General features: G+C 68.4%; 19 protein-coding genes. 3 read left to right on the plus strand and 16 right to left on the minus strand.

Features of this window, described 5'->3' with window-relative positions; translation table 11 throughout:
- Nucleotides 1–132: 132 nt before the first annotated feature.
- The 4 genes from ASE76_RS05245 to ASE76_RS05260 all read right to left on the minus strand — a co-directional run bounded on the left by ASE76_RS05245 (nucleotide 133) and on the right by ASE76_RS05260 (nucleotide 3341).
- Nucleotides 133–483 (minus strand): DUF3325 domain-containing protein, encoded by a 351-nt coding sequence (locus ASE76_RS05245; RefSeq protein WP_055835866.1) that lies wholly within the window; start codon nucleotides 481–483, stop codon nucleotides 133–135.
- Nucleotides 480–2195 (minus strand): PepSY domain-containing protein, encoded by a 1716-nt coding sequence (locus ASE76_RS05250; protein WP_055835869.1) that lies wholly within the window; start codon nucleotides 2193–2195, stop codon nucleotides 480–482. Before ASE76_RS05250 ends, ASE76_RS05245 begins: the two co-directional genes overlap by 4 nt.
- Complete coding sequence (locus ASE76_RS05255) at nucleotides 2192–2575, minus strand: DUF3649 domain-containing protein (protein ID WP_082448021.1); 384 nt, start codon at nucleotides 2573–2575, stop codon at nucleotides 2192–2194. Before ASE76_RS05255 ends, ASE76_RS05250 begins: the two co-directional genes overlap by 4 nt.
- A gap of 136 nt (nucleotides 2576–2711) precedes the next feature.
- The gene (locus ASE76_RS05260) at nucleotides 2712–3341 is read right to left on the minus strand and encodes a DUF4198 domain-containing protein (RefSeq protein WP_055835872.1); all 630 of its coding nucleotides are present in this window, start codon (nucleotides 3339–3341) and stop codon (nucleotides 2712–2714) included.
- Nucleotides 3342–3654: 313 nt separating this feature from the next.
- Between ASE76_RS05260 and ASE76_RS05265 the strand changes: the two genes are divergently transcribed.
- The gene (locus tag ASE76_RS05265) at nucleotides 3655–5298 is read left to right on the plus strand and encodes a methyl-accepting chemotaxis protein (protein ID WP_082448023.1); all 1644 of its coding nucleotides are present in this window, start codon (nucleotides 3655–3657) and stop codon (nucleotides 5296–5298) included.
- 98 nt (nucleotides 5299–5396) lie between these two features.
- On the opposite strand, the gene ASE76_RS20415 is transcribed toward ASE76_RS05265, so the two are convergent.
- The 8 genes from ASE76_RS20415 to ASE76_RS05300 form a co-directional block, all read right to left on the minus strand.
- A complete protein-coding gene (locus ASE76_RS20415; RefSeq protein ID WP_055835874.1) occupies nucleotides 5397–5582 on the minus strand; it encodes a hypothetical protein in 186 nt (61 codons plus the stop codon).
- Nucleotides 5572–5928, minus strand: coding sequence for a hypothetical protein (locus ASE76_RS05275; RefSeq protein ID WP_055835878.1), 357 nt, complete (start codon nucleotides 5926–5928; stop codon nucleotides 5572–5574). The genes ASE76_RS20415 and ASE76_RS05275 overlap by 11 nt, the downstream gene beginning before the upstream one ends.
- A 251-nt stretch (nucleotides 5929–6179) precedes the next feature.
- The gene (locus ASE76_RS05280; RefSeq protein ID WP_055836211.1) at nucleotides 6180–7826 is read right to left on the minus strand and encodes an FAD-dependent oxidoreductase; all 1647 of its coding nucleotides are present in this window, start codon (nucleotides 7824–7826) and stop codon (nucleotides 6180–6182) included.
- 141 nt (nucleotides 7827–7967) lie between these two features.
- Entirely contained in the window at nucleotides 7968–9515 is a 1548-nt protein-coding gene (locus tag ASE76_RS05285) for a polyamine aminopropyltransferase (protein WP_055835881.1), read from the minus strand.
- Entirely contained in the window at nucleotides 9512–12772 is a 3261-nt protein-coding gene (locus ASE76_RS05290; RefSeq protein ID WP_055835884.1) for a type I restriction endonuclease subunit R, read from the minus strand. The genes ASE76_RS05285 and ASE76_RS05290 overlap by 4 nt, the downstream gene beginning before the upstream one ends.
- 70 nt (nucleotides 12773–12842) lie before the next feature.
- On the minus strand, nucleotides 12843–13748 hold the full coding sequence (locus ASE76_RS05295) for a DUF3800 domain-containing protein (RefSeq protein WP_055835887.1): 906 nt from the start codon (nucleotides 13746–13748) through the stop codon (nucleotides 12843–12845).
- A gap of 84 nt (nucleotides 13749–13832) precedes the next feature.
- On the minus strand, nucleotides 13833–15161 hold the full coding sequence (locus ASE76_RS19885) for a restriction endonuclease subunit S (RefSeq protein ID WP_082448025.1): 1329 nt from the start codon (nucleotides 15159–15161) through the stop codon (nucleotides 13833–13835).
- Entirely contained in the window at nucleotides 15151–16701 is a 1551-nt protein-coding gene (locus ASE76_RS05300; RefSeq protein WP_055835890.1) for a class I SAM-dependent DNA methyltransferase, read from the minus strand. The genes ASE76_RS19885 and ASE76_RS05300 overlap by 11 nt, the downstream gene beginning before the upstream one ends.
- A gap of 163 nt (nucleotides 16702–16864) precedes the next feature.
- Here ASE76_RS05300 and ASE76_RS05305 point away from each other — a divergent pair, with 163 nt between their 5' ends.
- On the plus strand, nucleotides 16865–17113 hold the full coding sequence (locus ASE76_RS05305; RefSeq protein ID WP_055835893.1) for a hypothetical protein: 249 nt from the start codon (nucleotides 16865–16867) through the stop codon (nucleotides 17111–17113).
- A 41-nt stretch (nucleotides 17114–17154) separates the two neighbouring features.
- Here ASE76_RS05305 and ASE76_RS05310 read toward each other — a convergent pair whose 3' ends face one another.
- The 4 genes from ASE76_RS05310 to ASE76_RS05325 all read right to left on the minus strand — a co-directional run bounded on the left by ASE76_RS05310 (nucleotide 17155) and on the right by ASE76_RS05325 (nucleotide 22355).
- Nucleotides 17155–19221 (minus strand): glycoside hydrolase family 28 protein, encoded by a 2067-nt coding sequence (locus ASE76_RS05310; RefSeq protein WP_082448027.1) that lies wholly within the window; start codon nucleotides 19219–19221, stop codon nucleotides 17155–17157.
- Between the two features lie 168 nt (nucleotides 19222–19389).
- Nucleotides 19390–19614, minus strand: coding sequence for a DUF350 domain-containing protein (locus tag ASE76_RS05315; protein ID WP_055835895.1), 225 nt, complete (start codon nucleotides 19612–19614; stop codon nucleotides 19390–19392).
- Nucleotides 19615–19681: 67 nt separating this feature from the next.
- Nucleotides 19682–21175: a DUF4178 domain-containing protein gene (locus tag ASE76_RS05320; RefSeq protein ID WP_055835898.1), complete on the minus strand. Its 1494-nt coding sequence runs from the start codon at nucleotides 21173–21175 to the stop codon at nucleotides 19682–19684.
- A 127-nt stretch (nucleotides 21176–21302) separates the two neighbouring features.
- Nucleotides 21303–22355 (minus strand): SPFH domain-containing protein, encoded by a 1053-nt coding sequence (locus tag ASE76_RS05325; protein WP_055835901.1) that lies wholly within the window; start codon nucleotides 22353–22355, stop codon nucleotides 21303–21305.
- Nucleotides 22356–22551: 196 nt separating this feature from the next.
- On the opposite strand from ASE76_RS05325, the gene ASE76_RS05330 reads away from it, so the two are divergent.
- Complete coding sequence (locus tag ASE76_RS05330; RefSeq protein ID WP_055835904.1) at nucleotides 22552–24888, plus strand: NADP-dependent malic enzyme; 2337 nt, start codon at nucleotides 22552–22554, stop codon at nucleotides 24886–24888.
- Nucleotides 24889–25013: the final 125 nt, after the last annotated feature.

The following is a 25013-nucleotide window of genomic DNA, read 5'->3' on the forward strand; positions in this document are numbered from 1 at the left end:
TTCCGCATGCGTGTCGCATGCGCTTTTGCTATTAAATAAGTAGCATGCAGCCGGCTATCGGTGCCGACTACAGGCCTTATTTGCCTTAGAAACCGCTGTACGGGCCCGGCATTGCCGCCGCGGGCGCCGGCCCTACCAGGCGGAGCAGAGCAGCGCCGCCAGCGCCAGCACGCCGGCCGCCACGGCCAGGCCGGTCGCGCGGCGCGGGGCGTAGCCCATTACCAGCACGACCACCCAGGCGCCGGCGGTCAGGGTGCCGAACCACAGCACCCAGCCCTGGGCCGCGCCGCGCAGGTGGCAGCAGACCAGCAGCGACACCAGCAGTGCGACCGCCCCGGCGGCGCGCATCCAGGGCCGGCGGCGGCCGGGCTCGCGGCCGCGGCCGAAGCTGTCTTCGTAGTGGCGGTCGATCGCCAGCGAAAGGGCGAAGAGGCCGCCGACCGCCGCGGCGAAGGAGGCGGCGGTGAGCATCGCGGCGTTCACCGCGCAGCCTCCAGGGAACGGTGGGGCGAACCGTCGCCGCCGTGCGCCACCGCAGCCGCGACAGACGCGGCGGAGGCTGCCGTAGCGGGCGCAGGTGTCGGTGGAGCTGCCGCCGGCGCCGTGCGCGCCTTGGCCGCCGGCCTGCGCCGGCCGACCCACCAGGCGCTGGCGCCCAGCGCCAGGCCCAGGGCCAAGCAGACCAGGTCGAAGCCCGCCACCGTCCACAGGCCCTGCACCATCGAGACGCCCAGGTGGCTGTCGGTGGTGGCCGCGTTGAGCAGCGGCACGCCGGCGAACAGCGCCGCGCCGGTCCACAGCTGCGCCTGCCACATCCGCCGCGACGGCCAGGCCAGTCCGGCGACGGCGGCCAGCGCCCATGCGCCGAAGAAGCCGGTGATCTCGGCCTGCGCCCGGTCGGCCAGGACCACCGGCAACAGGCGGTTGGCCCAGAAGTAGGCGGCGAAGGCGATCGGCAGGCCGGCGATGGCCGCCACGTTGAGCCCGTCGACCAGCCGCAGGCCGAAGCCGACGCGGCGGCCGTGCTTCAAGGCCTTGGCGTATTTCTGCCGCTCCTTCACCGCCCACAGCAGCAGGCCGGTCGCCACCATCGCGCAGCCCGCCAGGCCCGAGAGGAAGAACAGCCCGCGCAGCAGCGGGTTGGAGAAGCGGCCGATGTGCAAGCCGTAGAGCACGCCGCGGGTCTGGGCCGCGGGGCGCACCGTGTCGCCGCTCGTCGAGAGCAGCGCGCCGGTGGCGCCGTGGAACACCATCGACGGCTGGTCGGACGACAGGTCGTGCCCGTCCTGCCGGGTGAGGGTGATGCGGGCGTTGGCGTCGTTCGGGTGGATCACCTGCAGCCGGCCGACCCGGGCGCCCTCGCCCCAGTGCGCCCGGGCCTGCGCCAGCAGCGGCGCCACCGGCACCAGCGGGGCGGCCACGCCCGCGGGCTTCTCGTCGCGGGCGGCGGTGGCGGGGAACATCTCGGCGGTGAAGGCCTTCTCGTCGCCCTTGTACGCGGCCTGCGGGCCCCAGGGCATCAGCATGAACATCAGCGTGACCAGGCCGGTGTAGGTGATCATCAGGTGGAAGGGCAGCGCCAGCACCGCGGTGGCGTTGTGCGCGTCCAGCCAGCTGCGCTGGCCCTTCTTCGGCCGGAAGGTGAAGAAGTCCTTGAAGATGCGCTTGTGGGTGACGATGCCGCTGACGATGGCCACCAGCATGAACATCGCGCAGAAGCTCACGATCCAGCGCGCCCAGATCGCCGGCATGTAGTGCAGGTCGAAGTGCAGCCGGTAGATGAACTCGCCGCCCCGGGTGGCGCGCGCGGTGCCGGCCTCGGCCCCGGTGGCCGGATCGACCGAGGCGCTGCCGAAGGCGGCGCGGCGCGGCTTGGCCGCACCGGGTGCGAGCGGCGCGGGCTTCGGGTTCCAGAAGAGGCGGGCCGTCGGCTCGCGGTCGGTCGGCAGGCTGACGAACCAGCGCACCGCACCGGGCGCGCGCTGCTGCAGGAAGGCCACCGCGCGCGCGGCCGCCTCGTCCTCCGGCACCGGCTGCGACGCGGCCCGGTGCAGTTCGGGCCGCATCCAGAAGCTGATCTCGTCCTTGAAGTAGGCGCCGGTGCCGGCGCAGAAGACCAGGAACAGCACCCAGCCCACCAGCAGCCCCGACCAGGTGTGCAGCCAGGCCATCGACTGCCGGAAACCGTCCTTCATGCCGCCGCCCCCGGGAAGTAGAAATGCACCGCCAGCACCGCGCAAAGCACCGCCGCCGGCACCAGCAGTCCGCGCCAGGCGCTCCAGGCACTGCGGGCGGCGAACACCCACATCACCGCGCAGGGGTAGACCACGAAAGCGACGAGCGTGCCGGTGACCGCCGCCTCGACCCGGGTCGTCGGCAGCAGCACCGCCAGCACCGCCGCCGACAACCCCGAGACCGCATAGCCGCCGAAGATCGCCGCCACCGCCCGCACCGCCACCCCCGCGCGGTAGCGCAGCCCCTCGCCGCCCACCGGCAGCCACCGGTGCCGCGTCGAGCGCGAACGCTCCGCCTGCAGCGCAGCCGGCGAAGGATGGGACGGAACGGATGGACTCATGCGGAGAAATCAGCAACTACGGCAGTAAGCACAACGGTCTTCACCAGGGCGACCGCGGATCCGGATCCGCCGGTCCGCCGGTAGCGCCCCCGGAAGGGGGTAGGCGAAGACGCGAAGCGCGGAGCCTGGGGGAGAACTAGGGCTTTATGAAGGTCAGGGTCGCGACGTGCCGGGTCTGGGTGTAGGCCTTGCCGTCCCAGGTGCCCGCGCCGTCCTTGTCCAGGTGGCCGATCTCCGCCACGTACTGGCCCGGCCACGGCGTCTGCAGCGTGACCTTGCCTTCCTTGTCGGTCTTGAACTTCTTCTCCCACTTCGGCGGGCCGAAGAGCACCACGTCCTTGTCGGCCAGCGGCTTGCCCGAGAGCATCAGCACGAAGGTGTCTGCGCCCGGCTGCACCGGCACCAGCTCCAGCGGGTTGCGCGGCTGGGTCTCGGTGCGGCCGGCCTTGGCCTGGTAGAGGCTGATCACGCCCTTGTCGTTGACATAGCCGCCCACCAGCCGCGCGTCCGCGTTCGGCGCGGCCTGGAACTGCAGGCTGTCGTTGTGGCGGGTGACCGGCAGCAGCTTGCCGTCGGGCGCCGGCGCACGCGGCGCGGTCACCAGCTTCAGGTAGCCGGACTCGGTCTCCCGCACATCGTCCGCCCACTCGCCGAAATACGCCCTGGCCGTGCCGTCGGCCGAGACCGGGTCGAGCCAGACGAAGTGCGCCTGCGCCAGGCCGGAAGCGGCCAGCAGTGCGACGAGCAGGGTGGATTTGAATGTCATGGGAATAGCTCCTGGGAAAGGGGATCGGATCGCGGCAGGCGCACCGGGCGTGCCACGGACGACACTCGACGGCCTGCAACCCGGTGGAGGTCAGGCTCGACGGCGAACGCCGGCGTAACGCGAATTGTTCTTATTATAGTACGCAGCGGATCTGCACGGGTAAAACCGATGGCAGTGGGACGCTGTGGCGATCGCAACCCATGGCCTGAATGCGGCCGGCATCGATCGGCAAAATAATTAGCGTGTCAACTCTTACGTTCAGCTTACGGTCAGCGAGGCTGCCACTTAATCGGGCACCACCACGGAGATCTCCATGACCACCAAACGCCGCAGCATCGGAATGAAACTGGGGCTGGCCTTCGCCAGCACCACCGCCCTCACCCTCGCCATCGGGCTGGCCGGATGGACACAGATGCGCAGCATCCAGGCCGGCGCGGAAGATCTCGGCACCAACTGGCTGCCGAGCGTGCAGGCGATCGGCAACGTGCGGATCGCCGCCAACCGGGTGCGGCGGACAGAGAGCGAACTGTTCCTGCCCGAATCCGACGATGCCCGCGCCGGCCGCACGGCCCAGTTGCAGGAGCGGATGGCCCAGATGCTGAAGGCCGAGGAGGCGTACGCGCCGCTGGTCACGCCGGGTGAGGAAAGCCGCAGGTTCGATGCCTACAAGGTCCAGCGCCAGAAGTACGCCGAGTTGCAGAAGGCCATGCTGGCCCTGCCGGCCACCGAGCGGGCCCAGCTGTCCAAGCGCTTCTTCGGCGAATCGGAACAGGCGTTCGACGCCATGGCCAACGAACTGGGCCGGCTGGCCGACTTCAACCGCACGTCCGGCGACGGCGCGGTGGCCATGGTGCGCAGCACCTACGGACGTGCGGTCGCGACGCTGCTGGCCCTGGTCGTGGCGGCGATCGCCATCGCGTCGGTGCTGGCGGTGTGGATCACCCGGATGATCACCCGGCCGGTGCGCGAGGCGGTGCTGGTGGCAGAAGGTGTGGCTGCCGGCGACCTGACGATGGCCATCGAGCCGCGCGGCCGCGACGAGATCGCACTGCTGATGCAGGCGCTGGCCACGATGCGCGCCAGCCTGCTGCAGGTGGTGGGCGGCGTGCGTGCCAATGCCGAGAGCGTCGCCACCGCGAGCGCCCAGATCGCGCAGGGCAACCACGACCTGTCGTCGCGCACCGAACAGCAGGCCAGCGCGCTCGAGGAGACGGCCGCGTCGATGGAGGAGCTGTCGAGCACCGTCAAGCAGAACGCCGACAACGCCCGGCAGGCCAACCAGCTGTCGATGAACGCTTCTACCGTCGCGGTGCAGGGCGGCCAGGTGGTGGGCGAAGTGGTCGAGACGATGAAGGGCATCAACGAAAGCTCCAACCGCATCTCGGACATCATCGGCACGATCGACGGCATCGCCTTCCAGACCAACATCCTGGCGCTGAACGCCGCAGTGGAAGCCGCCCGGGCCGGCGACCAGGGCCGCGGCTTCGCGGTGGTGGCGTCGGAGGTGCGCAGCCTGGCCCAGCGCAGCGCCGAAGCCGCCAAGCAGGTGAAGGTGCTGATCACCGCGAGCGTGGAGCGCGTCGAGCACGGCACCGCCCTGGTGGGCAAGGCCGGCAGCACCATGACCGAGGTGGTGGCGGCGATCCAGCGCGTCACCGACATCATGGGCGAGATCAGCGCCGCCAGTTCCGAGCAGGCCACCGGCGTGGCCCAGGTCGGCGAAGCGGTGGTGCAGATGGACCAGGCCACGCAGCAGAACGCGGCGCTGGTCGAGGAAGGCGCCGCCGCCGCCGCCAGCCTGCGCCAGCAGGCCGAGGAGCTGGTGGCCGCGATGTCGGTCTTCAAGCTCGACGCCTCGCCCACGGCCGGCATGCCGGTGGCGGCCCGTCTGCAGCATGCGCCGGCCGCGGCGCTGCCCCGGCGGGGGGGCATGCTGCCCGTCGCCTACCCGGCCTGAAGGCGGCGCCGCAGCCGCGGCCCGTCAGCCCCGGCCGGTACCAGCCGCGGTTCCCGGCGCCCGCGGCGCCTGCCGCCGCGTCGCATGCGCGGCATCGCCTACCGGTGGCGCTCCTCGGCCATCAGCGCGGCGCCGCTGCCGCCTCGGCGCGCCAGCGCGTGGCGGTGGCGCACCCCGCGCCACAGCGCCCACCACCGTGGCCCCTCCACCACCGCCCAGGCCACGGCCAGCGGCGCCAGCACCGCCGCCAGCGCCAGCAGCGCGCGGAGCAGCTCAGCCGCCATGCACGATCCCGCAGCGCGTCAGGTGCGCCTTCCAGCTGGTCAGCGGGCCGATCTGGCCGTCGGGCACGCATTCCAGCAGGCAGTGCAGCACGTCGCCGTAGCTGGCGAGCGGCAGCCGCACCATCAGCCGGACGTGGGGCGTGCCGCTGCTACAGGTGGCGTGGGCGTGGAGCAGCGGCTCGCAGCGCAGCACGCCGGTGCCGGGGCAGGCCGCCAGGGCGCGGCGCACCGTGCAGGCGTCGGTGGAGGCGACGGTGACGTCGAGCACCTGGAAGACCGTCGTGTTGCGGATGTCGCGGGTGTCGCGGGCGGCACCGGGCGGGTAGCGGTAGGCAGCGTAGGCCATGGTTTCCTGAACGGAAAAGAACAGGAATCCAGTGTGGGCGGCCCCCCGTCAAAACGGTGCATAGCCTGGGCGGGCGGGGATAAAGGCGGCGTAAAGACGCGAAGGCTCAGAACGCGTAGCGCCCATTCAGCTCCAGCGTCCGCGGAGCGCCGGCTGCGGGCACTTTCGGCGCGGAGGCCAGGAGATCCCGCAGGATGCGCAGACGCTGCCGCAGGCACGACCCGCCCACAGGCCCGAACCCGTGCGCCGTCTCAGGCACTCCCGGCCGCATGCCCGCGGCTGAACGCCTCCTCGAACACCGAGTAGCCCGACCAGTCGCTGTGGGCGAACCGCAGCCGGCCGTGCGCCGGGCCGTCGTGCTCCTTTTTCGATAGCGTGTGGCCGGCATTCCGCGCCGGCTGGAGGCCGATTCGCTGCAGGGTTCCAGGCACCGGCACCGCCATCGCGTGGCCGTAGCGGGTGATCTTGATGCGGGTGGCGCGCTCGGCGATGTCGGGGTGGGGCGCCGCCAGCTCGGCCAGCACCGCGTCGCGCCAGGCCTGCCACGGCCGGTCCAGCAGCGCGGCGCGGCCGCCGGCCAGGTCGCCGAGGGCGAGGTAGCAGGTCAGCACCGTCGGTCCGGGCGTCGGGTCGAGCGTCTGGTGGCGGGCATCGACATAGCCCAGGCCGCGGCCGAATCCGGCGGCGTCGGCGGCCGCGGCCTCCTGGTAGACCACGTTGTCCCAGGCGGGCGCGGGGCCGGGGCGGTCGTGCAGCGGCGCGTCCAGGTGCAGGTTGGCGACCAGCCAGGGCGCGTGGGGCGTGGCGGCGGCGGCGGTGCGCAGCAGGTCCGGTGGCTGGGCGACCACCCGCACCGCCACATGCAGCGGCAGGGCGACGATGCACTGCGCCGCCTCCCAGCGCTCCACTTGCTGCGCGGCATGGTCCCAGGCGTCGACGGTCACGCCGTGGCGGCCGTCCTCGATGCGCAGCACGGTGCGGCCGGTGCGCAGCCGGTCGCCCAGCGGCGCAGCCAGCGCCCGTGCCAGGAAGCCGTTGCCCTCGGGCCAGGTGAGCACCGGGTCGCGCTCGGCCTCGGCCTCGCCCGGCGCGTGAAAACCGTGGCGGCTGGCGAAATAGTGGATGCCGGCCCAGGCCGACACCCGCGCCAGCCCCGCGCCGTAGTCGTCGCGGCAGCAGTAGTCGAGGTACCAGCGCAGGTGCGGGTCGGCCAGCTGCTCCTGCTGCAGCCAGGTGTCGAAGGTGATCGCGTCGAGCGCCAGTTGCACCGGCGCGAAGGCCGAGCGCTGCACCGGGATGGCGAAGCGCGCCGCCCGCTGCAGCGCCGCCACCCGCCGGGCGAAGCCGCGGTAGGCGGCCAGCGTGGATTCGCCCACGTCCTGCAGCGGCAGCAGGCCCTCCTGCCATTCGCCGCGGAAGAACAGCCGCTCCTGCGGGCTGTGGCACAGGTGGCGCTCGTCGACTTCCCAGCGGCCCGCCACCCGGCGGCGCAGGCCCAGCTCTTCCAGCAGGTCCTGCACCGCGGGCACGTCGTCGCCCGGCACCGGCAGGTAGTGGGCGCCCAGCGGGCAGGCGATGCCGCCCACGCTGCCGCCGCGGCTGTTGCCGCCGGCCGCGTCCTCCAGTTCCAGCAGCGCGAAATCGCCCTGCCCCCGCAGCCGCAGCGCCCGCGCCGCCGCCAGCCCGGCGATGCCGCCACCCGCGATCAGCACCCCGGTGCGGCGCACCACCGCCGGCGCCGGCACCTCGCGCAGCGTGCGCAGCAGGTGGCCCCGCTCCACCGCCGTGCCGGCGAATCCGCCGGGAATACCGTCCGGGCCGCGGCCTTCGCAGCCCGCCAGCGCCCACCCGCCCCCGAGCGCGGCGGCCGCCTGCTGCAGCAGCTCACGCCGCCGCATGCGCGGTTCCATGGGGCAACGACACCGCACCGTCCCGCGCCCCACTCAGGGATACCGTGGGTCCGGCTTCGCCGGCCCGCCGGTATCGCCCCCGGAGCGGGGGGAGGCGCAGACACGCAGTGCGGAGCCTGGGGGTGAACTTCATCGTCCCCATTCTTCCTCGTACGTCCGCACCAGCACCTGGTTCGACAGCCGGTTCACCTCGGCCTGCACCCGCGCCATGTCGCGCGGAAAGTCGAACAGCAGCGGCAGCGTCGGCAGGTCGAGGAACCGCAGCCCCGCCGGCAGCGCAGCCGGCAGGTGCCACGGCCGGCGGCTTGCGATCACGAAGCCCCACTCGCCGAAGCTGGGCACGTGCGCGTGGTACGGCGTGGCGGAGAGCCCGGTCGATTCGATCGTCTGCACCACCGTCCAGAAGCTGCGCCGCGCCACCAGCGGCGAGGTGGTCTGCACCACCGCGTAGCCGCTGGCCGACAGCCGCTGGTCCAGCAGGGCGTAGAAGGACTGGGTGTAGAGCTTGCCGATCGCGAAGTTGGTCGGGTCGGGGAAATCGACCACGATCACGTCGAAGCTGTCCTGCACCTGCTGCAGCCAGCCGAAGGCGTCGGCATTGACGATCTTCAGCCTGGGCGAGGCCAGCGCATGCCCGTTGAGCGCGGCGAGCGTCGGGTGCTCGGCGAAGAGCCGGGTCATGTTCGGGTCGAGCTCCACCAGGGTCACCTGCTCGACCGACGGGTACTTGAGGATCTCGCGCACCGCCATGCCGTCGCCGCCGCCCAGCACCGCCACCCGCTTGGGCGCGCCGTGCGCGGCCATCGCCGGGTGCACCAGCGCCTCGTGATAACGGTACTCGTCGCGCTCGGCGAACTGCAGGTTGCCGTTGAGGAACAGCCGGTGCCCGCCGCGTCCGCGGGTCACCACGATGCGCTGGTAGGGCGAGGTGGCGGCGAAGACGATACGGTCCTGGTAGAACCGGTCTTCGGCCAGCGTGGTGACGCGCTCGGCCCCGGCGAAGCCCGCCGCCAGGACGGCCGCCGTGCCGACGCAGGCCAGCGCATGCGCGCCGGGCCGCGGTAGCTCGTGCCGGAACAGCCACAGCGCCCAAAACGCGACCGCCGCGTTCAGCAGCCCGAACAGCAGCCCGGTGCGCACCAGCCCCAGGTGCGGCACCAGCAGCAGGGGAAACGCCAGCGACACCGCCAGCGCGCCCAGGTAGTCGAAGGTCAGCACCTGGCTCACCAGGTCCTTGAGCTGCACGTTACGCTTCAGGATCCGCATCACCAGCGGAATCTCCAGCCCCACCAGCACGCCCACCGCGAACACCAGCCCGTAGAGCAGCAGCCGGAACGCCCCCGGCACCCAGGCATGCGCCAGGAACAGCAGCCCCGGCAGCAGCCCGCCCGCCAGCGCCACCAGCAGTTCGATCCGCAGGAAATGCGCGGGCAGCTGCCGCTCCAGGTAGCGCGACAGCCAGCTGCCCACCCCCATCGCGAACAGGTAGGTGCCGATCACCGTGCTGAACTGCAACACCGAATCGCCCAGCAGGTAGGAGGCCAGCGCCCCCGCGGCCAGTTCGTAGAGCAGTCCGCAGGCGGCGATGACGAAGACGCTGGCGAGCAGGGCGACCTGGATGGGGCGGGGACCCGTGTGGCGGGGGGCTGTGTCGGGTGACGCCTCTGTCACTGTCATGCCACCCACGCCTCGCCCAGCTTCTGGGCCTGCTGCAGCACCAGTTCCACCGCTGCGTCCGACGCGTCCGGCGGGTATTTGTACTTGCGCAAAATGCGCTTGACCATCAGCCGCAGCTTGGCGCGCACACTCTCGCGCTCGCTCCAGTCCACGCTCAGGTTCTGGCGCAGGTTTTCGGTGAGCTCGTGGGCGATCTTTTTCAGGGTTTCGTCGGTCAGTTCCCGGGCGGCCGACTCGTTGACGGCCAGTGCGTCGTAGAAGCGCATCTCGTCACCCGACAGTCCCAGCTGTTCGCCGCGCCCCGCCGCATCGCGAAACTTTCGGGCCATGTCCACCAGCTCTTCCATCACCTGGGCGGTTTCGATGGAGCGGTTCTGGTAGCGCTTGATGACATTGCCCAGAAGGTCCGAAAACTTCTTTTCCTGTACTACGTTGCTGCCAAAGCGGCTTTTGATCTCCCCCTCCAGCAGCCGCTCCAAAAGCTCCACTGCCAGATTCCTCTCAGGCAGGTTCTTCACCTGTGCCAGGAAGCCATCGTCGAGCAGGCCGATATTGGGCTTGTCCAACCCCACGGCGTCAAAGATGTCCACCACCTGGTCCGACACCACCGCGTTGCTGATGATCTGGCGGATGGCCTCGTCGCGTTGTTCGTCGTTGCGCTTTTTCGCAGTGAGCTCGCGCTTGGTCAGCAGCACCTTCACCGCCTGCATGAAAGCCACTTCCTCGCGCACCTCTTTGGCCTCGTCCAGGGTGCAGCACAGCGAAAATGCCTGCGTCAGCGCCAGGGCGGTGTCGGCAAAGCGGCGCTTGCCGTCCTTGCCGCCTTCGGGACGGAGGCCCAGCACATGGTTGGCGGCCCGCGCCAGGGCGCTGTGTCCGCCGGTCAGGAAGTCGCCGTAGTCGCAGCCGTGCAGCAGGGTTTGCAGCACATGCAACTTTTCCATCAGCACGCTGTAGGCCTCGTGGGCATCCACCGTGGGCGTGCCGCGGCCCTTGCTGGCGGTGTACTCCTTCATCGCGGCCTTGAGCTCGTTGCCGATGCCGATGTAGTCCACCACCAGCCCGCCCTGCTTGCCCTTGAACACGCGGTTCACCCGGGCAATCGCCTGCATCAGGTTGTGGCCCTTCATGGGCTTGTCCACGTACAGCGTGTGCACGCACGGTGCGTCGAAACCGGTAAGCCACATGTCGCGAACGATGACGATACGCAGTGGGTCCGCCGGGTCCTTGAAGCGCTTTTCCAGCCGCTTTTTCATCTTGCCGTCGTAGATGTGCGGGCGCAGCAGCAGCTTGTCGCTGGCGGTACCGGTCATCACGATCTTGATGGCGCCCTTCTCGGGGTCGGTGTCGTGCCAGTCGGGACGCAGTCGCACGATCTCGTCGTACAGATGCACGCAGATCTCGCGGCCCATGGCCACCACCATCGCCTTGCCTGTCTGGGCCGTGCTGCGCTCTTCGAAATGGGCCACCAGGTCGGCCGCCACGCTGGCCACACGGGGCGACGCGCCCACGATCTTTTCCAACGCTGCCCAGCGGCTCTTCAAGCGTGCCTGCGTGCCCTCTTCCTCGTCCTCGGCGAGCTCGTCCACCTCGTCATCGATAGTGGGCAAATCTTCTTGCCGCAGACGCAGCTTGGCAAGCCGGGACTCGTAGTAGATGGCCACCGTGGCCCCGTCTTCCTTGGCCTGCTGCATGTCGTAGACATGGATGTACTCACCGAATACCGCGCGGGTGTTGTGGTCGGCACTGCTCACCGGCGTGCCGGTGAAGCCGACGAAGGTGGCATTGGGCAGCGCATCGCGCAAGTGTTGGGCGTAGCCTGCTTGCCAAGCGGATTGCAGGCCTGCGTCCGGCGCCACGCCCCGCCCCAGGTTGTACGCCGGGGGCTCGAAGTCAGCGGGCAAAGCGCTGCTGCCGGCATCGCTGGTCACCAGGCTTTTCGTAGCTGCTGGCGCATGCCCGTCGAGCCCCAAAGTCCTGTTCGGATCGAAGCCGCGCTGTCGGGTCTTGAGCGTGGCCTTGAAACCGTATTGCGTGCGATGGGCTTCGTCGGCGATCACCACGATGTTGCTGCGCTCCGACAGCACGGGGAAAGTATCTTCGTCCTCGCCCGGCATGAACTTCTGGATGGTGGCGAACACAATGCCCCCCGAGGGCCGATGGGCCAGCTTGGCGCGCAGGTCGGACCGCGTCAGCACCTGCGCGGGCTGCTCGCGCAGCAGGTCTTGCGCCAGGCTGAACACGCCAAACAGTTGCCCGTCCAGATCATTGCGGTCGGTGATCACGACGATGGTGGGGTTCTCCATCGCGGGCTCCTGCATCACGCGGGCGGCAAAGCAGGTCATGGTGATGCTCTTGCCGCTGCCTTGCGTGTGCCACACCACGCCCCCCTTGCGCGAGCCGCCCGGGCGCGATGCGGCCACCACCTCGTCGATGGCCGCGCGCACCGCATGGAACTGGTGGTAGCCCGCGATTTTCTTGACCAGCTGCCCGTCGTCCTCGAACAGCACGAAGTAGCGCAGGTAGTCCAGCAAATACGCAGGTGCCAGCACGCCACGCACCAGCGTCTGCAGATCCTGAAACGGCCCCAGCGGGTCCAGCGCCACACCGTCGATCGTCCGCCAGGCCATGAAGCGGTCGGCATCGGCCGAGAGCGATCCCATCAGCGCCTCGCTACCGTCCGAGATCACCAGCAGCTCGTTGTACTGGAACACATCGGCAATCTGCTCCTTGTACGTCTGGATTTGGTGGTACGCCTTCCAGATGCTGGCGTTACCGTCGGCCGGGTTCTTCAGCTCTAGCAGCACCAGCGGCAGGCCGTTGACGAACAGCACGATGTCGGGTCGCCGCGTCTTGTGCGGGCCCTTGATGGTGAACTGGCTCACCGCCCACCACTCGTTTTTCGCAGGGGCAGCCCAGTCCACCAGCCGCACGAAATCGCCCCGGGTTTCGCCGTCCTGCTGGTACTGCACCGGCACTCCGCCCACCAGCAGCTTGTGGAATGCGCGGTTGGCCTGCAGCAGCGACGCAATGCCCAGATCAGCGACCTGTTTGAACGCGTCCTCCCGCGCCGCCAACGGCACGCCAGGGTTGAGCCGGGCCACGGCTTCGCGCAGGCGGTGGGGCAGCAGCACCTGGCGGTAGTCGGCCCGCTCGGGCGTGGCGCCATCCTGGGCAATGTCCGGGCCGTGCCGGTGGGTGTAGCCCACGTCGTGAAGCCAGGCCAGCGTTTCGCGTTCGAGTTGGTCTTCGGTCATGGCTCGCTCTCGTTCTTCTCGGGCTCAAACTCTCTAGGCAGCAATGCAAGCGTTAGGCTAGACTCGCGGCCTAAGTGGATTGGGGGTTCCTGGTCGGCGCTACAGCCTCGGTGGGTCCACCGGGGCTTTTCGCTTTCTGGGGCGGATAGATCACCAGACCGATGTCCTCGAACCCCGCGCCTGCGCCAGCACGGTCGCCGTCGCACAAGAACTTTTTCTTCAGCAGTTCGAATGCCTGGTTCGGCTGGGCAGGGCGAAGGTAGTGCAGGCCCACGGGGCGGGCCACCAGGTCTGCCAGCTGCAGGCCCGCCAGGTTGGTTTTCTTGTCGGCAAACACTACGTCGAACGGCAACCCCCGGTTGCCCGGGTTGTCGCCATCGCAGATGCGGCGAAATTCCAGCTCCAGCTCGGCATCTTCCTTTTTGCCCCGGCACTCCACGACCACATGGGTCTTCACCGCGTCTTGCCCCTTCTCGGCCAGAAAGCTGCGCAGTGCCTCCAGCCCCATGCCTAGCGCAATGTGATACGGGTTGCTGGCAGCCCCCGCAGCACGGTTCACGCGGGCCTTGTCCACCACGCAGGCCACCAGGATGAAGTTGCTGGCCTCCATGATGGAGGTCAGCCCTGCCATGAATGCATCGCGCGTGGGACGGTGGGCGAGGAAGGCGAAGTCGCCCTTCTGCTTGCGAATCTCGTTCTCGTGCAGTACCACGCTGTCGTGGCCGAAGTAGTTGAACTTGAGCTTCTCCACCGCAGGCACGATCTTTTCTGCATAGTGCCGCTTGTGAAAAATGCACAGCGCCAGCACGAATACCGGGTAGTCCTTGTCGATGCTGGCCAGGGAGTGGTCTCCGCTTTCGTCTACATACACCACGTAGTCGCTGAACCGCCTTGCAACACGCTCCGGCTGTGCCTGCTCCACCGGGGTGGGCTCCACCGATTCGAACAGCGCGTATTGCGTACCGGAAGATGGCATGGTTCGGGATGGGTGAGGTTTATTTGCCCAAGGGGCTTATGACCCTTGTACTACGTGCGCAACCAGCTATTAAAAAAAGAGCGGTCATGCTTGCAGCGGGCTGCCTGGTGCGATTTCGTCAGCGACCGGGGCGTCGGGCAGGCGCAGCTGACCGGAGACCAGGCGGGGGAGTAAGGTGTCGCGGAGGGTGGAGAGGGTTTGGGCTTGTTCTACGTTCGCCCGTACTGCCTCGTACAACGGCGTGATCACCATTCCAAATGCATTGGCCATGTCTTGTCCAGGATTTAGAACGTTGATCCGCCACATATTGGATTTACTTAGCTTTGCCTGAACAGCGCCAGTGATGTACGGCTGGATATTTACTCGGCGTAGAGCTAAAGCTAAGTGCTCAGTGGAAAATCCTCTTTCACCCTGAAGAACATGGGCGTGATTGTTCACCCAAAACTTTCCCCAAACATATTGGGTTATCGGAAAGCCCTGCGCATCTGCGACTGACCCATCTTCGCCCGTCAGCAAATAGACGCCGTCAAACATATATCCATCGACGTAATCCATCAATGCAGCCGCACCGTAGTACGGGTACGGGCCACGCCGTTTAGCGCGCTCCAATCCAGACAACGGAACACGTTTGGAGTCAAAGATTGAACACACTTCTTTCAGGCTGCAGTACATCCACCCCCTCGGCACCTCCCCCAACTCCGACGTTTCAAACTCATCGGGAAACAGCGCTGCGGCGGCCTCATCCATGCCTTCAGGCGTGCGGCCTTCCATCTTGGCGCGCACGGGGTCGAAATCGACAAACCAGGATTTGAACAGCGCCTGGGCTATAGCTTCGAGGGTGGCGTTGGTTTCGCGCAGGAGGGTGATGCGGTTGTCAAGCAATTGCAACACGGAGCTTGCAATTCGCTGCTCCGCTATATCGACAAGTCCGGGCCGAACGGTTTCCACGAAACGCGTGAATTGAAAGTTGGCAATCCCTGTCGATTGATTCTCGAACGCAGCAATTTCGCCTGAGAGATGGAGGCCCTGGATCTGATAGCAGATAAACGTCGGGTCAATCTGGTCGCAATCTAAGCGTAGTAGTCGACAAAAACTCGCTGGGATAACCCGACCACCTAGTTTCTCAATGGTCCGAGCAGACACAGCTATCGCTCGCCCAGTGTGTTGCCCAGAGGCCGCACTGCCACCAGAGACTTCAATGACGATATCGCCGGGTTGAAGCAAGCGGCTTTTAACCTTAGAAGCCGTCTCGAAACGGCGGGGCACGGATGACAAATCCCCTGCAGCGATTCGTGGAATGTCAGTCCCACGGATAACCGCAACAGCCTCAGAGTGCCGTTCATCAGGCACGTCCTGCCCCCAGCCACCACCGATAGCGTGGACCGTGAGATCGCGCAAAGTCTCAGAACTCATACCCCAGCCCCCCCAACTTTGCCCGAATCACCGCATCCAGCTCCGCGCCTTTAGCCATCTGCTCGCCCAGCTTTTCGGTGAGCTTGACCATCTTCTCGGCAAAGGCTTCGTCGTCGTCTTCCACGTCTTCCGCGCCTACGTAGCGGCCGGGCGTCAGCACATGCCCGTGCTGGGCAATTTCGGCCAGGGGCACGCTGCGGCAAAAGCCTTTCACGTCTTCATAGGTGCCTGCGCCCGGCTCGCCGCGCCAGGCGGCCACCACGGCTTCGATGCGGGCAATCGTCTTGTCGGTCAGCTCGGCCTGCACGCGGCTGATCATGCGGCCCAGCTTGCGGGCGTCGATGAACAGCACCTCGCCCTTGCGCGCCTTTCGCTTGGCCAGGAACCACAGGCAGGCGGGGATCTGCGTATTGAAGAACAGCTGGCCGGGCAGGGCCACCATGACTTCGACCACGTCGGCATCGACCATGGCGGCGCGGATCACGCCCTCGTTGTTCTGGCTGCTGCTCATGCTGCCGTTGGCCAGCACGATGCCGGCGCGGCCGGTGGGCCGCAGGTGGTGCAGCATGTGCTGCAGCCACGCGTAGTTGGCGTTGCCGCGGGGTGGGTCGCCGTATTCCCAGCGCGGGTCGCCTTCCAGGCTGCCGTGCCACCAGTCGCTGACGTTGAAGGGCGGATTGGCCAAAATGAAATCGGCCCGCAGGTCGGGGTGCTGGTTGCGGGTGAAGGTGTCGTCGGGTTCGCGGCCCAGGTTGTAGTCGATGCCGCGGATGGCCAGGTTCATCGCGGCCAGGCGCCAGGTGGTGGGGTTGGCCTCCTGGCCGTAGATGCTCACGTCGCCCAGCTTGCCGCCGTGGGCCTCGATGAACTTCTCGGACTGCACGAACATGCCGCCGCTGCCGCAGCAGGGGTCGTACACCTTGCCTTCGTGCGGTGCCAGGATGGCAACCAGGGTTTTGACGATGCTGGCGGGCGTGTAGAACTGCCCGCCCCGCTTACCTTCGGCGCTGGCGAACATGCCCAGGAAGTATTCGTACACTTCGCCCAGCACGTCGCGGGCCACCGCCGGGTCGTCACCGAAGCCGATGGTGGAGACCAGGTCGACCAGCTCGCCCAGCTTGCCGTCGGGCAGTTGCGCGCGGGCGTAGCGCTTGTCCAGGATGCCTTTGAGTTTGGGGTTCTCGACCTCGATGTGGGTCAGGGCGTCGTCGATGCGCTTGCCGATGTCGGGCTGCTTGGCGGCATTGCGCAGGGCCTCCCACCGCGCGCCTTCGGGCACCCAGAAAACATTGGCCTCTTTGTAGTAGTCGCGGTCTTCCAGCTCGGCTTCGATGTCGGCGGGGTCGGCGTCGCCGTAGAAGTATTCGTCGTCGGGGTTGGTGAGGCGGGCGGTCAGCTCGACACGGCGGGCGGAAAAGGTGTCTGAGATGTATTTGACGAAGATGAGGCCGAGCACCAGGTGCTTGTATTCGGCGGCGTCCATGTTGGCGCGCAGCTTGTCTGCGGTGGCCCAGAGTGTCTTGCGGATGTCGGCGATCACGGATTTCAGGAGGTCGATAGCTTTGTAGAAAAGGACAGGCTTGCTATTGCCAACGTGCGTCTGAGCTTACCTGTGGATAGCCGCTTCCTAAAAGATCTGGGCAATAGTCGGAACTTGAGATCCCTGCCAAACCAAACCGTGCTCCATCCTTCAGACTCTGACCATGGACCCGCTCGACACCCTCACCGCCCTGGGCATCGAACTGCCCACGCCCGCCTACATCGCCGGCGCCATCGTCTTCGGGCTGGTCGGCCTGTGGGCGTGGCGGCGCGGGCGGCGGGAGGAGCGCCGCGCATCGACGTGGATCGGGGTGGCGCTGATGTTCTATCCGTATGCGGTGTCGCGCACCTGGCTGCTGTACGCGGTGGGCGCGGCGCTCTGCGCGGGGCTGTGGTGGGACGCGACGGCCTAGCCGGCGGCAGGCCCTCGCGGCCCGGACGGCGGCAGGCCCTGTCAGCGGGTGTCGTTGAGGGTGGTGTTGTAGACCGTACCGGCGATCTTCACGTTCTGCAGCACGATGCCCTGCACGTTGTAGGCGTAGAGCGGGCCGGGCACCGTGCCGCTGGCGGGGCCTGCCGCGGCGGGCGTGCCGAAATCGCAGTCGGAGATCGTCACGCCCGAGATGGCGGGCACCGCCGGCACCGGCTGCGGGCCGTTGTAGTCCTGCTTGACCGGGCCCTGCGCCACGATCGCCTGGAAGCACGAGGCGGTCGTGCCGCCCAGGGTGACGTTGGCGGCCCGGACACGCGAGATGAAGATGTTCTGCACGGTGGCGGGCCGGGTGCGGATCGCGTCCTTGGCTGGCTGGTAGTCGCAGTCGAAGGTGACGATGCCGCCCTGCGAGGCCGACGGATTGGCCGCGGCTGCCGTCACCACGCCCAGCGGCACGCTGGCGTTGACCGGGCTGCCCGCCAGCAGCGAGGCGCCGTAGCCCTGCGGCGTCACGCTCACGCCGTTGGCGAGCGTGACGTTGTCCACGTAGAGGTCGCGCACGAAGCCGCCGCGGTTCATGTTGGTCTTGATCCGGATCGCGATGTTGAGCGCGTTGGTGGCCCAGTAGATGTTGCGCATCTCCAGGTTGCGGGCATACACCTTCTGGATGCCGGCGCCCATCTCGCTGCCGAGGGTCAGGCCGCCGTGGCCGCTCTGCATGACGCAGTTCTGGATCACGTGGTTCTGCGCCGGGCCGTACTGCACGTCGAGGTTCTTGCCCGATTTGATCGCGATGCAGTCGTCGCCGGTGTTGAACTCGACGTTCTCGCACAGCACCATGTCGCAGGCGTCGGGGTCGAAGCCGTCGTTGTTCAGGCCGGTGCTGTCGGCCAGCACGCCGCGGATCACCACGTTGCGGCAGGCGACCGGATGGTGCTGCCAGAACGGCGTGTTGTTGGTCTGGTAGTTCTCCATCAGCACGTCGGTGCAGTTGATGAAGCTGACCATGCAGGGCCGCAGGAAGTGGCCCAGGCCGAAGATGCGCTGCTCGATCGGCACGCCCGCCTCCGACAGGCAGGGCAGGTAGTTCTGGTCCTGCTGCCAGGGCGTGACCGGGTTGGTCAGCAGGGCGTAGAGCGCGCCGGAGATACCCGGCACCTTGGTCCGCAGGTCGACGTTGAGCGGATTGACGGAGGCCGCCGACGGCGTGGTGGCCGCGTTGACGAAGCCGTACTGGCCGGTGTTGCCCTTGTAGGTCCACCAGCAGGTGGCGGTGTTGCCGCTGCCGGCGAACGGCGTCATCGCCTGCCCGTTGAGGACCGACGTGCTGTCGGTGCCGGTGATGGCGATATGCGACTGGTTGCGGGCGTAGACCGGCGAGCCGAAGTTCAGGCAGTCGTTGGCCTGCCAGCGGCTGTAGTAGAGCCTGCCGTTGGCGCCGCAATCGACCGGGCCGTCCTTGGCATAGTCGGCCGGGTTCGGGCTGAAGTAGATCCGGCAGTCGCCGCTCAGGTGGAAATGGACGTTGCTCAGCAGCACGATCGGGCCCGCGCAGTACCAGTTGCCTTGCGGTACGACGACACGGCCGCCGCCGGCCGCGTTGCAGGCCTGGATGGCGGCCAGGAAGGCTGGCCGCGCGTCGAAGGCGCCGGGCGCGTGGGTCTTGTCGGAGCCGGCGCTGGCGGGCGACAGCGCCGCGTTGGTGTACGGGTTGGGCGAGGCGACCACCCCGCAGGGCTGGGCGCCGAAATCGGTCACCACGAAGTCGCGCGCCGGGAACGACGCCTGCGACACAGACTGCAGCGCGTCCACGATGCGGGTCGCGGTACCGAACAGGCCCCAGACGGGATCGCCGACACCGCCGCTGCCGGAGCCGCCGTCGCCGCCCCCGCCGCAGCCTGCGAGACCACCGAGCAGCGTGCTGCCGGCCAGGGTGCCGGCGCCGAGCAGGAAGCTGCGGCGGCCGGCGTGCACGCCGGCGGCATCGGCCACGGCGGTGCGGGGAAAGTGCTTTTCCAAGGGTGTCTCCTTCTGCGGACAGGTCCGCTGTGTTATGAGTTGTAGGACAACACAGGCACTATCACGCATCGGAAGGAGGCGAATCCTCCTCGTTTACCCTCGGTTTCGCACGCTTTTACCGCAGATTTTCATCCCCGGCGAAAACGTTGTATGACGACTGGAACCGCGTGCGGTACCGCGCCGCAGAGCGCTGCGCCGCACTTCCAATTCGACGGCAGGACTGCGCCCGCCCCGCGGTCAGCCGTGGATCGCGGCCGCCACGATCAGCGAGATGCCCAGGCACATCGCGGCCACCACCATGCCGAGCGCCATGTTCTGCTTCTCGACGATCTCGGCCCACAGGTCGACCGGTGTGATCTTGTCGATGATCAGGAAGCACACCCAGAACACCACCACGCCGACCAGCGCGAAGAGGATGGAGCCGACGAAGGCGGCGGGTCTGAACCATTCGATGAAGTGCATGAAAAGCCTCCGTGGGAAACGCGTTGGATGGGAAAAGCCGGCGGCAGCGCCGTGCGGTGGGCCGCGGCTACTTGTGCCCGCCGCCGCTGGTGTAGCCGCCCCAGGAGCCGCCCGAGCTGCGGGCGCCGCTGCCGCAGTTCTCGCGCTGCGGATCGCAGCTGCTGCAGCGGCCGACCAGCAGCACGACCAGGACCAGCAGCAGCACCAGGATCAGGATGCCGCCGAAGCCGATGCCCGCGGTGAGCCGGCCTTCGCCGCGGGCCATGACGGCCCGTTTCTCCTCGGGCAGCTTGAACGCGGCGGCGACGGTGCGGCCCTCCAGCCGGTTGCCGGCCGACCAGGTCACCTCGCTGCGGCTGCGCTCCATCGAGAGCAGCTGGCGCTGGTAGAGGTAGTCGGCGTTGGCGGTCTTCTGGCCGCGCTCGACCGGCCAGTAGAACTCGCCCTGCACGTAGGTGGTCTCGGCGTCGTAGCGGCTCTGCAGCGTGTAGGCGGTGCCGAGGTACCTGGCCTCGGCCTGGCTGCGGCTGAGCTTGGGCGCGCCGGTGATCGGCTTGACCAGGCTCCAGCCATCCTCCGCGTCGACCAGGAAGCTGAAGCCGCGCTGCCGCTCGTAGAGCAGGTACTCGCTCCAGCCGAAACTCTCGTCGTCGCCGGCCTCGCGGCCCATGCGGTGCTGGAAGCCGACCACCTGCCACTGCGCGCCCTGCAGCTGGCCGATGCTGCCCACCGGTATCAGCGGCCGCAGCGGCTCGTCCTGCAGCGCGTGGCGCAGCTCGCCGCCAATGCCGGCGGTCAGGTCGATGATGCTGCGGCAGCTCGGGCAGGTGACGGCCTTGCTGTTTTCCAGCTGCACCTGCACCGGTGCGCCGCAGTTCGGGCAGGCGAACTGGCGGGCGGCCTCGGTCTTTTCCGACACGGTGTCGCGCAGGCCGGTGAGCTTCAGGTCCTCGAGGAGCACCGCGGTGCCGCGCGCCGCGTCGGGCGGCTGCTGGAAGTAGTCGAGCGACAGCACCGTGCCGTCGTCGCTGCGCAGCTCGGCCGCCGGAAAGGGCGTGCCCAGCGGCGCGATGTGCGACAGCTCGCCCTCGGCCGCCAGCAGCGTCACCGTGCCCTGGTAGGCGACGCTGTAGCTCTGGCCGGCAACGGCGGTGCGGGCGCCCAGGCGCAGCGCCTCGGGCGGCGGCGCGTCGATCGGCAGCACGACCGGCCGCGCGAAGACGTAGCTGCCGTTGTCCTCGGCCAGCAGCGCCGAGCTGCCGTCGGCCATCGCCGCATGCCACTCGTTCCAGGTGCCCGCATCGGAGCGGTACTGCAGCCGGCCGACCAGGGTGAACGGCTGGCCGGCGTGCATGCCCGAGGCCATCAGCTGCAGCGGGCTGTGGTCGTCGAACAGCTCGGCCATGCGGCCGATGCGCGAGAGTTGCTCGCCGCTGCGCACGATGGTGCTGTGGCAGTAGGCGCAGACCGCATGGGTCGACTGCGCGCTGCGGAAATCGACCGGCGCGCCGCAGCCGGGGCATGGCGCCCGGTAGACGCGCTGGGCGGCCGGCTCAGCCATGGCGGGGCCCCGCACAGGCCGTTTTCAAGCGAAAAGTGCCTGCAGCCGGCGACCGGCGCCGACCACTAGCTACTAAATCGATAGCAAGCGCAAGCCCGGCAGGGGCGGATGCCTTCTGCACGCCGGCCTACACCAGCTTCTTGAGCAGCTCGCCCTTCTTGGCGTCGAACTCTTCCTGGGTGAGGATGCCCTTGGCCTTGAGCTCGCCCAGCTTCTCCAGCGTGGCCATCACGTCCTCGGCGCGCACCGGCTGCGCGGCCGCGACGGCAGCCGCGGCAGGCGCGGCAGGCGCGCCGGCGCCCTGCAGGCCCTGCTGCAGGTTCTGCGCGAGGATCTGGCCCATCGCCACGCCGGCGCCCAGGCCCATCGCGTCGCCCGCGATGCCGCCGCCGCCCGCGGCCGCACCCTCGGCCATCTTCGGGATCGCCTGGCCGGTCTGGTACTGGATGAAGCGGCCCATGTCGTTGCCGACCATGCCCATGCCGATCTTCTGGTCCATCACCTTCTGCAACTCTTCGGGCAGCGAGAGGTTCTGCACCGTCATCGTGTCGAGCTGCAGGCCGATCCTGGCGAATTCGGGCTCGAGCTGCGTCTTCAGCGCGTCGGCGAACATCGTCTGGTTGGCCGCCAGGTCGAGGAAGGCGACGCCGCTGGCGGCGATCGCGTTGCTGATGTTCTGCAGCACCAGGCCGCGCAGCTGGCCGTCGAGGTCGCCGGTGGCGTAGTCGGCGCGGGTGCCGGAGATCTCGGTGTGGAACAGCTTAGGGTCGGCCACCCGGTAGCTGTAGTTGCCGAAGGCGCGCAGACGCACCGCGCCGAAGTCGGCGTCGCGGATGGTGATCGGCTGGGGCGTGCCCCACTTCTGGTCGGTCTGCTGGCGGGTGCTGAAGAAGTAGACGTCGCTCTTGAAGGGCGACTCGAACAGCTTGTCCCAGTTCTTCAGGTAGGTCAGCACCGGCAGGGTCTGCGTCGTCAGCTTGTAGGTGCCGGGGCCGAAGACGTCGGCCACCTGGCCCTCGTTGACGAAGATCGCGACCTGCGATTCGCGCACCACCAGCGTCGCGCCGTTCTGGATTTCCAGGTCGCGCATCGGGAAGCGCCAGGCCAGCGTGCCGTCGCCGTCCTCGGTCCACTGCAGGATGTCGATGAACTGCTTCTTGATGAAATCCATCAGGGCCATGGCGTTGCTCCGGTGCGGGTGGTGGCAGGTGCCGCGGATGATACTGCCGGCCCCGCGCCGGGAAAGCGCCTGCGGTCGGCCGCAAACCCTGCCCGGCGGGCCCGAAACCGGTGTCTACAATCGCTTTCCCCCGGAGGCCACGGGCCGCGCCCAGGCGCGCCGCGGCCTCTTCGCCGCCGCCGCAGGAGATGCCCGAATGTCCACGCCTTCCACCCCCACGCCCACCCCCGCAGAAACCCACATGGAAGAGCGGCGTGCCGAGCTCCGCCGCGCGGCGCTCGAGTACCACGAGTTCCCCCGGCCGGGCAAGATCGCGATCGCCGCGACCAAGCAGCTGACCAACCAGCGCGACCTGGCGCTGGCCTATTCGCCCGGCGTGGCCGCGCCCTGCGAGGAGATCGTCAAGGACCCGAACAACGCCTTCAAGTACACCAGCCGCGGCAACCTGGTGGCCGTCATCACCAACGGCACCGCGGTGCTGGGCCTGGGCGACATCGGGCCGCTGGCCTCCAAGCCGGTGATGGAGGGCAAGGGCGTGCTGTTCAAGAAGTTCGCCGGCGTCGACGTGTTCGACATCGAGATCGCCGAGAAGGACCCGGCCAGGCTGGTCGAGGTGATCGCCGCGCTGGAGCCCACCTTCGGCGCGATCAACCTCGAGGACATCAAGGCGCCCGACTGCTTCTACGTCGAGCGCGAACTGCGCAAGCGGATGAAGATCCCGGTCTTCCACGACGACCAGCACGGCACCGCGATCACCGTGGCCGCGGCCATGCTCAACGGCCTGAAGGTGGTGGGCAAGGACATTGGCGACGTCAAGCTGGTCACCTCGGGCGCGGGCGCCGCGGCGCTGGCCTGCCTGACCCTGCTGCTGAAGGTGGGCCTGAAGCGCGAGAACGTCTACGTGACCGACCTGGCCGGCGTGGTCTACGCAGGCCGCACCGAGCTGATGGACGAGGACAAGGCCTTCTTCGCCCAGCCGACCGAGGCCCGCTCGCTCAGCGACGTGATCGAAGGCGCCGACGTGTTCCTGGGCCTGTCGGCCGGCGGCGTATTGAAGCCGGCGATGGTCGCGAAGATGGCGGCCAACCCGGTCATCTTCGCGCTGGCCAACCCCAACCCCGAGATCTCCCCGGAAGACGCGCACGCGGTGCGCGGCGACGTGGTCATGGCCACCGGCCGCACCGACTACCCGAACCAGGTCAACAACGTCCTGTGCTTCCCCTACATCTTCCGCGGTGCGCTGGATGCGGGCGCCACCACGATCACCGACGAGATGGAGATCGCTGCCGTCTATGCCATCGCCGAGCTGGCCCAGGCCGAGCAGAGCGAGGTGGTCGCCGCCGCCTATGCCGGCGAGCCGCTGGCCTTCGGCAAGGAGTACCTGATCCCCAAGCCCTTCGATCCGCGGCTGATGATCAAGATCGCCCCGGCCGTGGCCCAGGCCGCCGCCGACAGCGGCGTGGCCCTGCGGCCGATCAAGGACATGGACGCCTACCGCGACAGCCTGCAGAGCTTCGTCTACGCCTCGGGCTCGATGATGAAGCCGATCTTCGCCGCGGCGAAGGCGGCTGTGGCCGGCAAGAAGCGCGTGGCCTATGCCGAGGGCGAGGAAGAGCGCGTCCTGCGCGCCGCCCAGATCGTGGTGGACGAGCGCCTGGCGCGCCCCACCCTGATCGGCCGGCCGGCGGTCATCGCCCAGCGCATCGAGAAGTTCGGCCTGCGCCTGGTGCAGGGCCGCGACTACGACATCGTCAACGTCGAGCACGACGAGCGCTACCGCGACTTCTGGCAGACCTACCACCGCATGACCGAGCGCAAGGGCACGACGGTGCAGACCGCCAAGATCGAGATGCGCCGCCGGCTGGCGCTGATCGGCTCGATGCTGCTCTTCAAGGGCGAGGTCGACGGCCTGATCGTCGGCACCTGGGGCCATACCCAGCTGCACCTGCACTACGTGGAGCAGGTGATCGGCAAGCGTGCCGGCGTCAACACCTTCGCCTGCATGAACGGCCTGCTGCTGCCGGAACGCCAGGTGTTCCTCGTCGACACCCACGTCAACTACGACCCGACCGCCGAGCAGCTGGCCGAGATCACGGTGATGGCGGCCGAGGAGATGGTGCGCTTCGGCCTCAAGCCCAAGGCCGCGCTGCTGAGCCACTCCAACTTCGGCAGCAGCAACCAGCCGAGCGCGCTCAAGATGCGCCACACGCTGGAGCTGCTGCGCATCCAGGCGCCGTGGCTGGAGGTGGACGGCGAGATGCACGGCGACGTGGCGCTCGACGGTGCCCAGCGCGCGCAGATCATGCCGCACAGCTCGCTGGCGGGCGACGCCAACCTGCTGGTGCTGCCCAACATCGACGCGGCCAACATCTCGTACAACCTGCTCAAGACCGCGGCCGGCGGGGGCATCGCGATCGGCCCGGTGCTGCTCGGCTGCGCCCAGCCGGTCCACATCCTGACGGCGAGCGCCACCGTGCGCCGCATCGTCAACATGACCGCCCTCACCGTCGCCGACGCCAACGCGTCGCGCTGAGACGCCCCGCCCGGCACCCCGGCGGGCCGGGCAGCGCCGGGCCCGTTTTTCAGGCGGGTAAAGTGCGCCGCAAAAGCCCCCTTCTCAGCCTGCAGCGGCAAGTGAATACTTGCGCTGCGGGCCGC

Source organism: Xylophilus sp. Leaf220 (assembly GCF_001421705.1).
Taxonomy (GTDB): domain Bacteria; phylum Pseudomonadota; class Gammaproteobacteria; order Burkholderiales; family Burkholderiaceae_C; genus Xylophilus.